Below are 15,137 nucleotides of genomic sequence, written 5' to 3'. Positions count from 1 at the left end.
GTTATAATGGCAGAAAATAATTCTTCAAATTCAACTTCAAATGATGAAATAGACCTTGGGCAATTATTTGCTCTTCTAGGAAATGGCTTTAGGAACGTTTTTCATGCATTCTTAAGGGTGTTTTCATATTTTAAGAAAAGAGCATTGGTTATGTTCATATTGGTTGTAGTTGGTCTTGCTGTAGGGTATGGTCTAAATCAGATTATTAGCAAAAAGTTGAGGACCCAGGTTATAGTTAAGCCAAATTTGGAGAGCAAAGAATATTTATATGATGTAATCGGCGAAATACAATCAAATATTAAAGCTCGGGACGTTGTGTTTTTTTCAGCTTTGGATATCGATGTTGATGACCTAAAAGGATTTGAAATATCGATAACACCAGTAGAAAATCAGACCAATATAGAGACGGATTTGAAATATTTAGAGCTCTTGGAGAAATTTCAAGGTAGTGAGGTGGTATCTGATGTCGTTCGCTCAGAAATACTGAACAAAAGTTCACTTAACCACAGGATTACCTTTTCATACTTAAATGCTGAAAAAGGGGAGAAATTTTCTAAAAAACTTATAAACTATGTTAATTCTAACAGTTATTTTAATGAGTTGGTAAGTGTAAATATTGAAAATGCAAAGAATAGAATCAAAAAGAATGAAAGTCTTGTTAATCAAATAGACCATTTGATTTTGAACTATTCTAAGACAATAGGGGCTGGGAATAATAACGCTGAGGGAAGGATAGTATTGGATAATGAGGAAAAAATGGATATAACTGGCTTGTTGAAACTAAAAAACGAGCTAATAAGAGATACAGAGAATAAGAAACTGGAGTTGCAAACTAAAAAACAGGCAATCAGTATTATTAATTTTGGTAAAACGCACCAAGTACAGAAGTCCTTTTTTGGAAAGAACATTGTACTTATACCCTCCATTATGCTCTCAATTTATTTTCTCTTTTTGTTTCTTAAGTATTTAAACAAGAAAGCTTTTGAACTGCAACAATGAAATTGGACAATAGCTTAGGTAAAACAGTACTGATAACTGGTGGAGCAGGTTTTATCGGCAGCAACTTCATAAAGTATTTTCTGGCAAAAAACAGCAAAACCAAAGTGGTGAATTTGGATAAGCTAACTTATGCGGGAAATCTTGAAAACCTTGGTGAAATAGGAAATAACGATAGATACAGCTTTGTTGAAGGGGATATTTGTGATTATCATTTGGTGAAAACCATTTTTAAGGAAAAGAGCATAAAAGGGCTCATACATTTTGCCGCAGAATCGCATGTAGACAACTCCATCAAGGATCCGAATAGTTTTATTAAGACCAATATAGAAGGGACTTCAGTTTTGTTGGAAGTGGCAAAAGAATTTTGGTTGGAAGAGCCCAATGTTCCAAAAGGAGGATTCGAAAATTCGCGATTTCATCATATTTCAACTGATGAGGTATATGGTAGTTTAGGTGCTGAAGGGGTGTTTACCGAAGAATCTAAATATGCCCCCAACAGTCCATATAGTGCTTCAAAGGCCGCATCTGATTTTCTCGTAAGAAGTTACAACCATACGTATGGACTGAATATTGTTACCACAAACTGTTCTAATAATTATGGTCCTAATCAGCATGATGAAAAATTAATACCAACTGTAATTCGAAAGGCCTTAAACGATGAACCAATACCAATTTACGGTGATGGTAAAAATGTTAGAGACTGGCTTTACGTGATAGATCATTGTGAAGCACTAAATACTGTTTTCAATAAAGGTAGAACAGGTGAAACTTATGTAATTGGTGGCAATTGTGAGTATAATAATCTGTACATTGCTATCAAGATATGCGATATTTTGGATGAACTTGAGCCTAAAAAAAACGGTAAATATCAAGATCAAATAACTTTTGTAGAGAATCGTTTAGGCCATGATTATAGATATGCAATTGATTTTTCAAAAATATCAGAAGAATTAAATTGGGAGCCAAAGGAAAATTTTGAATCTGGAATTCGAAAAACGATAAAATGGTATGCGCAAAAATATCTTGGAAAATAATATGAAGGGAATAATTCTTGCTGCAGGCACTGGTACACGGTTACATCCTTTGACTTTGGTTGTGAGTAAACAGCTTATGCCAGTTTTTGATAAGCCAATGATTTATTATCCTTTGGCTACTCTGATGTGGGCCGGTATAAGGGAAATTATGATTATCACCACACCCAAAGACAAACTGTTGTTTCAAGAGCTCTTGGGAGACGGGTCACAATTGGGTTGTATTTTTGAGTATGCAACGCAAGAGGAACCAAATGGCCTCGCAGAAGCATTTATTATAGCAGAAGAATTCATTGGCAGTAGCAAAGTAGCTTTGGTTTTAGGAGATAATATTTTCTATGGATCTGGTTTGGCTAAGTTATTAACGGAGAGCATTGACCCTGATGGAGGAATAATTTTCGGATACCACGTAAAAGATCCAAAACGATATGGAGTGGTGAATTTTGATAAGGCGGGCAATGCCTTATCTATAGAAGAAAAGCCTAAGCAGCCAAAATCCAACTATGCTGTGCCCGGAATATATTTTTATGACAATCATGTAATCTCAATTGCGAAGGGCATTAAACCCAGTAAGAGGGGAGAATTGGAAATTACGGATATTAACAAGGTATACTTGGAACAAGGTAAACTAAAAGTGAGCGTGTTGGATAGGGGAACCGCATGGCTAGATACGGGAACATTTGATTCTCTTTTGCAAGCTTCTCAATTTGTTGAGGTCATAGAAAGTAGACAGGGCTTAAAGATAGGGGCTATTGAGGAAGTTGCTTATAGAATGGGATATATCTCCGAAAAACAATTGGCAGATTTGGCCGAGCCCTTAGTTAAAAGCGGTTATGGTTCGTATCTTCTCGATATAGAATAAAATCAGAATTGAATTATATTGACAAATTGTCTTTTCCATTTTAGAAAATCATCATATAATAACTATTGAAAATTGAAAATAACACCAACAAAAATCAAAGATTGCCTATTGCTGGAGCCAAATGTTTTTGAAGACGAAAGGGGCTCTTTTATCGAGTCCTTTAAAAAACAAAATCTAGAAAACGCCCTAGGTTTCAAAATTGATTTTGTTCAGGATAATATTTCTATTTCTAAAAAATGGGTTTTGAGGGGGTTGCATTTTCAAATCAATGATTATAGCCAAGCAAAACTCATTAATGTGGTAAGGGGTAGGGTTTTGGATGTTGTGGTCGACCTTAGAAAAGATAGTGCGACTTATGGCCAACATTTTAAAATAGAACTGGATTCGATAGACAGAAAACTGCTTTTTATACCAAAAGGTATGGCACATGGATTTTTAAGTCTGGCTGATGATACTATTTTTTCATATAAGTGTGATGCCTATTATAATCAGGCGGCTGAAGGAGGTATCTTTTATAATGACCCTGACCTTGCAATAGACTGGGAATACCCTGGGAATAGGTTTATTTTATCGGAAAAAGATTTACAATTAACCCCCTTTAAAACCATATGAAGAAAAAATCAATTCTTGTAACAGGTGCTTCAGGTCAATTAGGAAAGTGTCTCAGGAAAATCGAGAGTGATTATCCAGAACTTTCTTTTGTTTTTAAAGATGCATCCCAGCTGGATATAACCAATAAATCAGCAGTTTTTAAATTATTTGATTCTTTCAATTTTGATTTTTGTATTAATTGTGCAGCTTACACTAATGTAAACGAGGCTGAAAAAAACCCAAAACAAGCTTTTAGAATTAATGAAGAAGGCACTGGAAACATTTCTGAACTATGTAGGCAAAAAGAAGTTGTACTACTTCATATTTCAACCGATTACGTTTTTGATGGGGAGAAGGGTACTCCCTATACAAAAGATGATATGCCCAACCCTATAAACGAATACGGTAAATCCAAGTTAGCCGGGGAAAGACAGATCCAGCAAACGACGAGGAGATATTATATCATAAGAACCTCGTGGCTTTATTCTGAATTCGGTAAAAATTTTTATACGACCATTTTGAAATTGGCCAAATCAAACAAAATTCTAAGAGTTACCGATGAACAAAAAGGCTGCCCAACCAATGCTAATAATTTAGCAGCTTACTTGATGCAGATTATAGGTAATGAAATAGTGTTGGATTACGGCATCGTTCATTTTACGGATTGCGAACCAATGACGTGGTTTGATTTTGCAAAAAATATAATCAAAGAAAATAATTTACAAAACACCGTTGAGGTTGTTCGCGATAAGAATAATCGTACTTTTGTTAAAAGGCCAAAAAACAGCGTCCTAAGTATTAAAAATACTCAAAACCAGTCTTGATGTTTTAACAAATAAAGACATATCGATTATATCGTAAAGCAGATCTTGAGCTATATAGTTCCTACCAGTTTGGTTAATTTTGTAAAATTCTAAGACTAGAATAATGAAATCTATTAAAATAGAAGATTTTTTAATTAGCAAGGAGAGCCCTTGTTTTATAATTGCAGAGGCAGGTGTGAATCACAATGGGAAACTTGAGATGGCGTTGGAGCTTGTTAGGAAAGCTAAGGAAATAGGCGTGGATTGCGTAAAGTTTCAAACATTTACTGCTGAAAGTGTTATCACGAAAAAGGCACCAAAAGCCAACTATCAGTTAGAGGTGACTGATCCAGCAGAAAGTCAGTTTGAAATGTTAAAAAAGCTGGAATTGTCTGGTGATGATTATATAAAAATAATTGAAGAGTGCAACAAGCAGAATATTACCTTCCTTTCTACACCTTACAACGAAGAAGATGCAGATTTTCTTAATAAACTTGGAGTTTCTGCCTTTAAAATAGCTTCTGGACAAATAGTGGAACTTGCCTTTCTTGAGCATGTTGCCAAATTTGGCAAACCAATAATTTTGTCATCCGGGATGGCTACATTGGCCGAAGTTTATGAGGCAGTAATGACTATTAGAGAAGCTGGAAACAATCAGATGGCCATATTGCAATGTACCACCAATTATCCTTCCCAAAATGAGGATGCTAATATCAGGGCGATGATTTCCATGGGCAATTCTCTTGATTTGATTTATGGTTATTCGGATCATATTGAAGAAAATTATGCTTGTTTTGCAGCTGTGGCATTAGGTGCAAAAGTTATTGAAAAGCATTTTACCCTTGACAGGAATTTACCAGGCCCGGACCATAAAGCCTCTTTGAATGTTTTGGAATTCGGGTCTTTGATTGAAGGAATTCGAAAAACGGAAACCGCCTTGGGCAGTCCAATAAAAAGGCCTTCCCTAAAAGAGATTCAAAATACAAAGGGGATGCGAAGGAGTATTGTACTTAATAGTCCGATTAAGAAAGGTGAAACCATTACTATGGGGAACATGGCTTTTAAAAGGCCAGCCACAGGAATTGCCCCAAAAAGAAAAAAGGATTTGATTGGCAAAAAGGCCGCAGTGGATATAGATTTGGACGTGCCCCTTAAAGAAAACATGATTTTATGGGATTAGGTCTGGATGTATTACAAATTTCTCAGAAAAATACTAGTGAGTTGGTGTCCTTTATCAAAAACCTAGGTGATGAGCAAGAATCTTTCAGGTATTTTAAGAGTAGGGATGTAAAGGCATTGGAAAACCATGTTTTTACTTTCCTTTTATTACTTGATAAAACCCCTATTGGTTATGGACATTTAGACGCGGAAGATAACATTATTTGGTTAGGAATTGTAGTAAAAAAAGAGTATCAGGGTAAAGGATTCGCAAAAGAAATAATGCTGGTCTTAATAGATAAAGCTAAGGAACTAGGGTTAGATAGTATACAGTTGTCGGTAGATAATGACAATGTAAGGGCATTAGCTTTATATAAGCGTTTTGGATTCGAAGTAGTTTCAGAGAATGAGGGATATTCCATTTTGAGAAAAGAAATATCCCGTAATCAACAAAAAGCTATGACCATTGGTATAAGTACACTAGCATTTCATAAAAACAGTAGGGAAGAGATTGTTGACCAGGCTAGGGAAAATAACTGGACGATTGAATTTAGTTCAAGCTTTCCCTTTCAGGAGGACATGGTCGATTTTTTTATTGGGACAGATATTAAACGTCTTGCTCATAATTATTTTCCTGCCCCTAAGGAGCCATTTGTCATTAATCTTGCCAGTGCCAATGAAGAAATACGTAAGTGTTCAATTGAACATTGTATCCAAGGTCTTCAATTATCAAAAAAGTGTGGAGCGAAATTTTTTTCAGCTCATGCAGGATTTTGCATTGATCCGGATCCTTATGAATTGGGAAAACAATTAGATGTGAATGTGTCTATTGATCGTGATTTAAATTGGAAATTGTTTTTGGATTCGGTTCAAATTATCCTTTCGGAGGCTGAACGTTTGAATCTTACATTTTTGATAGAAAATAATGTAACAGCCAAATTTAATCTTCGTGATGATGGGCAGGAGGTACTTTTTTGTTCTAGGGCAGAGGAAATGATAAAATTTGTAAAGGAAATATCTTCTAATAGATTTGGATTACTTTTGGATACGGCACATTTGAAAGTATCTTCGCAGGCATTGAATTTTAATATGGAAGATGCGGTTGATAAAATAACACCATTTGTGAAATATTTACACCATAGTGATAATGACGGCGAAAGAGATACCAATGAATCAATATCAACTAACTACTGGTTTCTATCTAAGATGAGGAATTTTGAAGACTGCATTCATATTTTGGAGGTGAAAAATATTGATACAGTTCAAATTAAAAATCAATTAAATTTGCTGGAGATTCATGGACACTAAAAAAATTCCAATATATAAACCCTATATAGGGGAAAACGAGAATAAAATCGTTGCAGAATGTATGCAATCTACTTGGATATCTAGTCAGGGAAAGTTTATAAAGACTTTTGAAGAGAAAGTTCAGGAATATACTAAAGCAAATCATGCTATTACAGTTAGTAACGGTACCGTAGCGATTCATTTGGCTATGTTGGCTTTAGGCATTGGACCTGGAGACGAAGTAATCACTCCGAACTTTACTTATGTAGCTTCTTCAAACTCGATTTTGTATGTAGGTGCAACCCCTATTTTTGTCGATATTGATCCTTTCAGCTGGAATTTGGATCCATCTCTAATTGAGGCAAAAATATCCTCAAGGACAAAAGCCATCCTGTATACTAACGTATATGGGGCTCCTGTCGAATACAATAAGCTTAAAAGAATTGCCGACAAGCATGGAATCTATCTTATTGAGGATGCAGCAGAATCTTTCGGGGCTACTTATGAGGAGAAGATGTCAGGAACATTAGGTGATATTTCTACTTTTTCCTTCTTTGGAAACAAAACCATAACAACAGGAGAAGGAGGTATGGTATTGACCCCTCATAAGAAACTGGCAGATAAAATCAGAAAGCTGAAAAACCAAGGCAATTCAGATACCATTCGGTATTATCATGATGTTCTCGGATATAATTATAGGATGACTAATATTCAGGCTGCAATTGGTGTGGCCCAGCTTGGCAAAATTGATGATATACTGGAACTAAAAAGGCAGCTACAACGAAATTATGAGGAGGGGCTTAAAGATTTGGTGAGTTTCCAGAGGTTGCCAGAAAATTCCACCTCTTCATATTGGATGTGTTCAATTTTGTTTAAATCAATTGATGAAAGGGAAAACATCATAAATGCCCTGGAAAAAGCGAATATAGAGACAAGGCCTTTTTTTACTCCTATAGACGAACTGCCTTTTTATAACAAAGTCGAAGATTGCCCGCATACCAAGGAAGTTGCGGCAAGGGGAATGAATTTACCCAGTTTTCCTGCATTGAAGAAGAATGAACAAGATAGAATAATAGAAATAATCAGAAATAATATTAAATAGATTGTGAAGAAAAAAGCACTAATTACTGGGGTTACTGGGCAGGACGGAAGTTATTTGGCCGAATTTTTATTGGAAAAAGGATATGAAGTCCATGGCATGGTCAGAAGAGCAAGTTTAGAACAAAAATTAAGGATTGATCATCTTTATAAAGGTGTTGACAGTCATGAACTCGATTTTCATGTTCACTATGGGGACATGACGGATTCTTCTAACATAATGAGATTATTACAACAAATTCAACCAGATGAAGTATATAATCTGGCCGCCCAAAGCCATGTTAGAATATCATTTGATATCCCGGAGTATACGGCCAATGCCGATGCAGTTGGAAGCCTAAGAATTCTTGAGGCAATCCGAATATTGGGGCTTGAAAACAAAACCAAATACTATCAGGCATCGACAAGTGAACTTTACGGAAAGGTTCAAGAGATACCACAAAAAGAAACTACACCCTTTTACCCCAGAAGTCCTTATGGGGTCGCAAAAATGTACTCATATTGGTTAACGATCAATTATAGGGAAGCTTATAACATATATGCTTGTAACGGCATTCTTTTTAATCATGAAAGCCCACGAAGGGGGAATAGTTTTGTCACAAAGAAGATTGCGGAATCTGTCGCTAAAATTAAAGCAGGTAAACTTGAAAAGATGCGTCTTGGAAATTTAGATGCCAAGAGGGATTGGGGGTATGCAAAAGATTATGTGAAGGCAATGTGGTTAATGCTACAACAGGAAACCGCTGAAGAATTTGTGATTGCTACCGGAGAAACTCATACAGTAAGGGAGTTTATTGAGAAGGCTTTTAATTACATAGAGATAGACATTGCTTGGAAAGGAACTGGTGTTGATGAAGTTGGTTATGACAGTAAGACGAATCAAATATTAGTTACTATTGACCCATATTACTTCAGACCTACTGAGGTCGATATTCTTATTGGGGATGCGACTAAGGCCAAAGAAAAATTAAATTGGGAAGCCAGTGTAAAATTTGAGGAATTGGTTGATATTATGATGGAATTTGAACTGTCCAAGATTTAATGGTGATAGAGAATGAATCCATTGATAATAATACCAGTAAGAGGAGGGTCAAAAGGTATCCCTGGTAAGAACATTAAAAAATTAAATGGAAAGCCTTTAATTCACTATACCATTGAAGCTGCGAGAAAGCTTTTCAAAGATGAGGTTATTTGTGTATCAACGGATTCCAAAGAGATAAAACAAGTGGTAGAACAAATTGGATTACCCGTTCCTTTTCTTAGACCAAAAGAATTGGCTACGGACTCCGCAAACACTTATGACGTTCTTTTGCACGCCTTAGATTTTTATGAAAAGAAAAATTACTTCCCTGATGTGATTATTTTTTTGCAAGCAACATCACCATTCCGTACATCTAAGCATATAAGTGAAGCATTGGAGTTGTATGACAAAAGTTGTGATATGGTTGTTTCGGTCAAGGAAACAAAGGCAAATCCTTATTATGTGCTTTTTGAAGAAAATCATGAAAAGTGGTTGACAAAATCGAAAAAAGGCAATTTCACTAGACGCCAAGATTGTCCCAAAGTATGGGAATATAATGGAGCTATCTATATCATAAATGTCAATTCTCTAAAGAACAGGAGCCATTTAAGTTTTAAAAAAGTAAGAAAATATGTGATGGAGGAACAATACTCATTAGATTTGGACTCTCCTATGGATTGGTTACTCGCCGAAAGAATTTTCGAGGACCTTGATTAGACAACAACACTCATTGAATGGGCATTCTTAAAAATACTGGGGTTCTACTGGCTTCAGAATTCATAGCTAAAGGTATTGCCTTTCTATTGATTCCCCTGTATTCCTTTGTGATAGCACCAGAGGACTTCGGTAAAATTGCAATCTTACAACTCTTTTTCACAGGGTTTTTTTTAATAATTTCATTTTCACTCAAAAGTACTTTTGATAAGTATTACTTTGATAATGATGGAAAGCCAGTGACCGCTTTATTCACCAACCTTGCCGTACTACAATGTATTTCAATACTTTTTGGAAGTATCTTATATCTATCATTAAGGGTCTCCATCCTTGATTTAATTGACATTGAAAATACAGCTTATTTGGATTTGGTTTTTTTTACATCCGTAGTTGCTATTTTTTTCCCAGTAGTTAGCTCTTATTTGATATGTGTTGGTAACGTGAAAAAAATAGGTTTGATTTCTATTGTGATCTCGATAGTAAGGAGTTTATTTGCCTTGATTCTAGTTCTTAAAATGGAAAATAAAATTTTGGCTGTTTTGTTAGCCAATTTTATTGAGCAGTTGTTGGGTCTATTGATTTCCATGCCATATTATTTTAAAAGTTTAAAAGTTGGATTAATAGAAAGCACTTTCATTAAGGAAATGGGTAGGTACTCAATTTTATTCTTCCCGGCGATTTTATCAACTTTTTTAATTAAATTCTCCGATAGACTTATGATTCAATTGATGTTAGGATATCACAGTTTAGGAATATATTCAATGGGGACTAGACTTGTGAATATTCCAGGGCAGTTCATCTCCACGGTAAATAAAAATTTCACCCCTCAGATATATCAGAGTATTAGCGAGAAAAACCGTAATAAATTTAATCAACTAATCAAGTTTTTTCTTATTGCTATTTTTGTTTTATTATTTGCTTTGATTTTATTTTCGAAAGAGATTTTCTACATAATAGGAGAAAATTACCAAACTTCATTTATTATATTTATTATATTATCATTTTCTTCTTATATAAATGGTTATAATTTGATATTGCAACCATCGATGACATATTTTAGTGAATTCGTAAAATACAAATCGATAATATTCATGACCATTGGGGTTATTAATATAATTCTTAACATAATTGTTATACCAATCTATGGCATCAACGGGGCTGCAATAGTTACTGCATTTTCTTATTTTATTTCTATTCCGTTTAGTTACCACTATTCAAAAAAGGCTTTTAGCGGAGATTATTTTATGAAATGGTTTTTCCTTTCAAGCCTCGCGCTCATAGGTATTTCTATCTATATGATTTTTAGTGCAAATGAGAACTCTAAGTTTGAATTTTTGATTAGGGTAATACTCTATTTTGGTATTAGTTATATTTTCATTGGTAAATTGGTGAACTTTAAAGATTTGTATGTAAAATTGATGAGATTTTTACGTAAAAAGATTACATCGAAGTAATAAGTAAAGATTAAAAATGTTTATTTTTTAAATTTGATTAATGAATAAAAAGGCCCTTGTAATAATTGAGTCACCACTTCAGCTAATTAATTCAAATGAATATCTCAAAGCGCATGCAGTTGACTATGAGGTTGATTATTATTTGATCAGTTCAAGAGAAGTGAACAACCTAAACCAGATAAAAGATACATTCAGCACTTTAGAATTATGTGGTAATGTCAAAATAATTAGCGTTCAGGACATTAATAAAAGTTTTATCACGCGTTTAAAGTTTTATAAGAAAGTTATTCATTCGGCAAGGAGTAATTTAAAAAACAAATATGACCTAGTGCTTGTTGGGCATATTGCATCAATATACCAAGCTATTATGGCCAATAGCACAAAGGGTGCACATTGCATATATCTAGATGATGGAACTGCTGCATTCCATGAACACCAGGTACTTAAAAAGAAAAAAATCAAATCATTTTCTTCAATTTACAAAAGAATATTCCCAACTTTGGTAGGGTTAAATGCCAATATTAAAACTAATAATGATAGAATAAGTTTTTTTACCATGTATAGGGAGTTAATGGAAAATGACCACCCTTATTTAGAATATAAGTACAACAGTTTCAACTATCTTAAAAAGGAGTATACCAAAAAGGACATTGACGCAAACACGGTATATTTCATAGGAACCCCATTTTATTGGAATTCTGAATCATATAATAAAGCAGAACACATTTTTGAACAAGTAGCAGTATCTTATCATGATAAAAAGGTGGTTTATTTTCCACACAGATATGAAAGCCAAGAACATAAATTAATTGTAAAAAAGCATGGATGGCAAATTATAGAACCTGGTATTCCAATAGAGTTGTCTCTAATGAAAATGAGTTATTTGCCTGTTGAATTTGGGATGTTTACCTCATCCGCCTATTATACAATTTTGAAATTGATTCCCAACATTCAATTCAGATCTTTTGAAATTTCTAACCTAAAACACATATTTAACGGTCATAACACCTACAAGCTCTATAGAGAGTATGATAAAAGTGAAAACGTAAAAATCATTAAACTGGAATAATTTTGTAATGACCATATCTCTAAAAAAGGAAATTTACAGTTTGGGGCTAATCGCCTTTGGATTGAACTTGGTCCTTTTTTTCTCCTTATCAGTTAATCTTTTTTTGGGATTGGTGATACTTCTGATGATTTTTTTTGGAGTTGTCAGTAACTCAAAATTGTTTTTCGCATTTTTTATTCAAACGATATTCTTTCAAAATACTTTTATTGCTTTTTTTTCAGATTTGCTTGGTTCCGATGCTGAATTTAAAGTATTGCATGGCATTAATTTTTTAGTACCTTCACTTCTGGCTCTATTTATATTTAAGGATAGTTCAACATTTCTTAACAGATCATTTTATCTAAAAACTATTGGGATTGTTTTACTATTGGTAGTATATTTTGTTTTTGGGGTATTGAATTATGGATTTCTCAATAGCGTTGTATATTTAAGGCTTTTTGTGGCTCCAATACTTTACTTGTTAGCGGGGCTTTATTTTTCTAAAAGGTTAGAACTATCCTTTCTTAACAACAATATGAAAGGCTTACTCATTATATGTGCGATTATTACCACCCTACAGTTTTTGTTCCCCTTAATTGTAAGTTTCTTTCTTAATGACCTTAGTTATTTTGGCATTAAAGTAGGTGTGGCAGATTGGGATGAGTTGCTTGCTTTTTACAGAAAAAAGAAGTTGTTCAATATCTCTTGGTTTGATGTAAAGCTTGCGAGGATAGGATCTTTAATCAAAAGTATTATTTCATTAGGGTATTTCTTGTCAATTTTGGGAATTTACTTTTATTGGCCCCATAAGAAAATACGGCTGTTTCTGATTTTTGTGTTGGTTGTACTATCAGTGAATTCCAAAGGTGCTTTCTTGGTAATTTTTTTCGCGATGTTGCTGTACTTTTTAATGTATAGGACCAATTTGTCAAAAAATCTAGCAATCACCCTTTATTTCGTTATCAATATTCTGCTGATTTGCCTTGGTGTGTACAGCAGAAATGAACATATAGTTGGTTTTTTTGCTGGTGTAGAGTATTTACCAACTTTGGGTAACGGCCTTGGTTTTGGTGGAAATTTATCAAATTCATTGGTTTCCGGCCCTTCTGGCAATCCACTTCCAGATCTTGGGTATTGGACAAGATTCCAAAATGGGAGTGAAAGTGTATTTGGAGTACTTTTCTCTAGTCTGGGAATTATGTCGTTATTTTATATCTATTACTTCATAGACACAATTAAAAAACTATTTATATCACTTGGTTCTTCGGTTGTACAGTTAAATATTATCAAGATATTGACTATTGTTCTTTTTGTTCAGGGAATATATCAGGAGGAGGCATTTTCGCCATATGCCTTTGGGATGGTTTTATTTTTAATAGGGTTAAATTATAATAATGTCAAGGGGAGAAAAGCTCTATCTATTTAGTTTATGCGTATTAGCATTTAGCTTATGTTTTGATCCAGATTGGAGCAGTAAATCACTGATTTTTGTCGGAATTGTTGCTCTTTTTAACTTGAAAATAGAAAGAGAATTGTTCAATAGTAAACTTTTGTACGCATTGTTGGCGCTTCTGGTATTCTCCCTATTGAATATTTTTTTAGTTGCCAAGCGTTTTGATGAATCGTTTCTGATTCTTATCGGATTAGTTTTCTTTTTCTATTTTTTGTTTTTACACACAAGCCTTAGACCAAGTTGGCATAGATATTTGTTGATTTCGTTTGCAAGCGGAGTATATTTTGTGGGATTTATAAACTTGACCGTTGCCTCATTTGAAATAATAGATCTTAGTGCAAATTCTCTTTACAATTCCTGGCAGCAGTATTCTATTATAGATATTCAAAAAATATACTATGCCTTTTACCTTAATTTGGCTTATTTGTTTATTGTTGATGAATTGGTAAAGAGTAATATGAAGTTCAAAGTAATTTCGATTGTAGCAATTTGCGCAATATCACTTTTGTTACTCTGGTATACCGGTTCATTAAGTGGAATCGGTTTGTTGATGGTTTTGAGTTTTCTGATTGTGGTTTATCATGTTATACCAAAGTATATCTCGATTGTTTCGAATGTGATGGTTGTATTACCACTTTTGATCTTTATTGCTTTGACAAATCCAACAGTCCAAAATGTCTTTAGTAAGATTGATGGAGAAAATTCTAGAATACGAAACTTTAACACCAATAAGGAATTGGTAAGTCAAGCCCCGATTTTTGGATATGGCCTGGGTAAAGAATTTGAAATAATGCAGGCGGCAAGGAAGCCTAGAAGTTGGGAATTTAAGAATAAGTATCATGCCCATAATCAGTATTTTGAGTTTCTTCTGGGTGGTGGCGTATTATTAGTGTTGCTGTTTTTTTATTTCTTCTTTATGCTGTATGAGCGTGCTATTAAGAATCGAGGAAAGCATCTTTTGCCAATCGGTTTTTGCGTTAGTATTGTTTTTGTATTTTTAATAGAATCTATCTTTAGAAGACATCATGGGGTACTGTTTTTTTCTTTCTTTTTCATGCTTTTTATCCATTACTTAAAAAATGACAATATTAGTGTAACTTTGAGTAAGGAAATAGAATAAATCAATTGCTATTAAAGGTTTATGAGTGGTACCAAAAGGGTTTTGTTGATTTCCAGTGTTGGCGGGCATTTGGAACAACTGTTAGGGTTAAAAGGGGTTATTGATGAATTTGAAACCTATATCGTAACTGAGAAGAACAAATCAACAGTCAATCTAGAAAATAAATATTCCAGTATTTTCTTTATTCCTTATTTGTCCAGAAAAAATCTTTTGAGCTTTATAATCAATTTTATCAAGGGCATTTTTATCTCCTTTAGATATTATTCGAAGATAAGACCGGATGTTATTGTGACCACAGGTTCAGGTGCGGTTTTGCCAATGTGCCTGATTGGAAAATTATTTGGAAGCAAAGTGGTTTTTATTGAGACTTTTTCGAGAATAGAATCCAAGACCAAAACGGGGAAGGTAGCTTATTTTTTTGCTGATTTGTTCATAGTGCAGTGGGAGGAGTTACTTGAAATTTATCCCAAAGCTGTTTATATAGGACATATTTATTGA

The 15,137-nt window shown here is 34.0% G+C and carries 15 protein-coding genes; all 15 read left to right on the top strand.

The features are described 5' to 3' along the window. Nucleotides 1–6: 6 nt before the first annotated feature. On the top strand, nt 7–999 hold the full coding sequence (locus tag FB2170_RS07020; RefSeq protein WP_013305840.1) for a hypothetical protein: 993 nt from the start codon (nt 7–9) through the stop codon (nt 997–999). Beyond that, nucleotides 996–2,033 (top strand): dTDP-glucose 4,6-dehydratase, encoded by a 1,038-nt coding sequence (gene rfbB, locus FB2170_RS07015; protein WP_013305839.1) that lies wholly within the window; start codon nt 996–998, stop codon nt 2,031–2,033. The genes FB2170_RS07020 and rfbB overlap by 4 nt, the downstream gene beginning before the upstream one ends. Before the next feature lies 1 nt (nt 2,034). Beyond that, nucleotides 2,035–2,892 (top strand): glucose-1-phosphate thymidylyltransferase RfbA, encoded by an 858-nt coding sequence (rfbA, locus tag FB2170_RS07010; protein WP_013305838.1) that lies wholly within the window; start codon nt 2,035–2,037, stop codon nt 2,890–2,892. A 72-nt stretch (nt 2,893–2,964) separates the two neighbouring features. Further along, complete coding sequence (rfbC, locus tag FB2170_RS07005; protein WP_013305837.1) at nt 2,965–3,504, top strand: dTDP-4-dehydrorhamnose 3,5-epimerase; 540 nt, start codon at nt 2,965–2,967, stop codon at nt 3,502–3,504. Then, nucleotides 3,501–4,307, top strand: a complete 807-nt coding sequence (gene rfbD, locus FB2170_RS07000; protein WP_013305836.1) for a dTDP-4-dehydrorhamnose reductase — start codon at nt 3,501–3,503, stop codon at nt 4,305–4,307. The genes rfbC and rfbD overlap by 4 nt, the downstream gene beginning before the upstream one ends. Nucleotides 4,308–4,410: 103 nt before the next feature. Further along, on the top strand, nt 4,411–5,466 hold the full coding sequence (neuB, locus tag FB2170_RS06995; protein ID WP_013305835.1) for an N-acetylneuraminate synthase: 1,056 nt from the start codon (nt 4,411–4,413) through the stop codon (nt 5,464–5,466). Continuing rightward, complete coding sequence (locus FB2170_RS06990; protein WP_013305834.1) at nt 5,457–6,752, top strand: GNAT family N-acetyltransferase; 1,296 nt, start codon at nt 5,457–5,459, stop codon at nt 6,750–6,752. Before neuB ends, FB2170_RS06990 begins: the two co-directional genes overlap by 10 nt. Continuing rightward, nucleotides 6,742–7,833: a DegT/DnrJ/EryC1/StrS family aminotransferase gene (locus FB2170_RS06985; protein ID WP_013305833.1), complete on the top strand. Its 1,092-nt coding sequence runs from the start codon at nt 6,742–6,744 to the stop codon at nt 7,831–7,833. Before FB2170_RS06990 ends, FB2170_RS06985 begins: the two co-directional genes overlap by 11 nt. Before the next feature lie 3 nt (nt 7,834–7,836). Continuing rightward, entirely contained in the window at nt 7,837–8,871 is a 1,035-nt protein-coding gene (gene gmd, locus FB2170_RS06980; protein WP_013305832.1) for a GDP-mannose 4,6-dehydratase, read from the top strand. Nucleotides 8,872–8,883: 12 nt separating this feature from the next. Then, nucleotides 8,884–9,567: a cytidylyltransferase domain-containing protein gene (locus FB2170_RS06975; RefSeq protein ID WP_013305831.1), complete on the top strand. Its 684-nt coding sequence runs from the start codon at nt 8,884–8,886 to the stop codon at nt 9,565–9,567. A gap of 17 nt (nt 9,568–9,584) precedes the next feature. After that, nucleotides 9,585–11,018, top strand: a complete 1,434-nt coding sequence (locus FB2170_RS06970) for a lipopolysaccharide biosynthesis protein (RefSeq protein WP_013305830.1) — start codon at nt 9,585–9,587, stop codon at nt 11,016–11,018. Nucleotides 11,019–11,058: 40 nt separating this feature from the next. Next, complete coding sequence (locus FB2170_RS06965; RefSeq protein ID WP_013305829.1) at nt 11,059–12,087, top strand: hypothetical protein; 1,029 nt, start codon at nt 11,059–11,061, stop codon at nt 12,085–12,087. A 514-nt stretch (nt 12,088–12,601) separates the two neighbouring features. Continuing rightward, complete coding sequence (locus FB2170_RS17350; RefSeq protein ID WP_158306086.1) at nt 12,602–13,492, top strand: hypothetical protein; 891 nt, start codon at nt 12,602–12,604, stop codon at nt 13,490–13,492. Continuing rightward, entirely contained in the window at nt 13,461–14,639 is a 1,179-nt protein-coding gene (locus FB2170_RS06955; RefSeq protein ID WP_013305827.1) for an O-antigen ligase family protein, read from the top strand. The genes FB2170_RS17350 and FB2170_RS06955 overlap by 32 nt, the downstream gene beginning before the upstream one ends. Before the next feature lie 21 nt (nt 14,640–14,660). After that, nucleotides 14,661–15,137 (top strand): PssD/Cps14F family polysaccharide biosynthesis glycosyltransferase, encoded by a 477-nt coding sequence (pssD, locus tag FB2170_RS06950; protein ID WP_013305826.1) that lies wholly within the window; start codon nt 14,661–14,663, stop codon nt 15,135–15,137.

The sequence above is a fragment of the Maribacter sp. HTCC2170 genome, assembly GCF_000153165.2.
Classification (GTDB): domain Bacteria; phylum Bacteroidota; class Bacteroidia; order Flavobacteriales; family Flavobacteriaceae; genus Maribacter_A.
This window is presented reverse-complemented; position numbering and strand designations above follow the sequence as displayed.

Excerpts from the sequence above, each read along its gene's own strand:
- FB2170_RS07020 (WP_013305840.1), top strand. The coding sequence starts at position 7 with ATGGCAGAAAATAATTCTTCAAATTCAACTTCAAATGATGAAATAGAC.
- rfbB (WP_013305839.1), top strand. The coding sequence starts at position 996 with ATGAAATTGGACAATAGCTTAGGTAAAACAGTACTGATAACTGGTGGA.
- rfbA (WP_013305838.1), top strand. The coding sequence starts at position 2,035 with ATGAAGGGAATAATTCTTGCTGCAGGCACTGGTACACGGTTACATCCT.
- rfbD (WP_013305836.1), top strand. The coding sequence starts at position 3,501 with ATGAAGAAAAAATCAATTCTTGTAACAGGTGCTTCAGGTCAATTAGGA.
- neuB (WP_013305835.1), top strand. The coding sequence starts at position 4,411 with ATGAAATCTATTAAAATAGAAGATTTTTTAATTAGCAAGGAGAGCCCT.
- FB2170_RS06990 (WP_013305834.1), top strand. The coding sequence starts at position 5,457 with ATGGGATTAGGTCTGGATGTATTACAAATTTCTCAGAAAAATACTAGT.
- FB2170_RS06985 (WP_013305833.1), top strand. The coding sequence starts at position 6,742 with ATGGACACTAAAAAAATTCCAATATATAAACCCTATATAGGGGAAAAC.
- FB2170_RS06975 (WP_013305831.1), top strand. The coding sequence starts at position 8,884 with ATGAATCCATTGATAATAATACCAGTAAGAGGAGGGTCAAAAGGTATC.
- FB2170_RS06970 (WP_013305830.1), top strand. The coding sequence starts at position 9,585 with ATGGGCATTCTTAAAAATACTGGGGTTCTACTGGCTTCAGAATTCATA.
- FB2170_RS06965 (WP_013305829.1), top strand. The coding sequence starts at position 11,059 with ATGAATAAAAAGGCCCTTGTAATAATTGAGTCACCACTTCAGCTAATT.
- FB2170_RS17350 (WP_158306086.1), top strand. The coding sequence starts at position 12,602 with ATGAAAGGCTTACTCATTATATGTGCGATTATTACCACCCTACAGTTT.
- FB2170_RS06955 (WP_013305827.1), top strand. The coding sequence starts at position 13,461 with ATGTCAAGGGGAGAAAAGCTCTATCTATTTAGTTTATGCGTATTAGCA.
- pssD (WP_013305826.1), top strand. The coding sequence starts at position 14,661 with ATGAGTGGTACCAAAAGGGTTTTGTTGATTTCCAGTGTTGGCGGGCAT.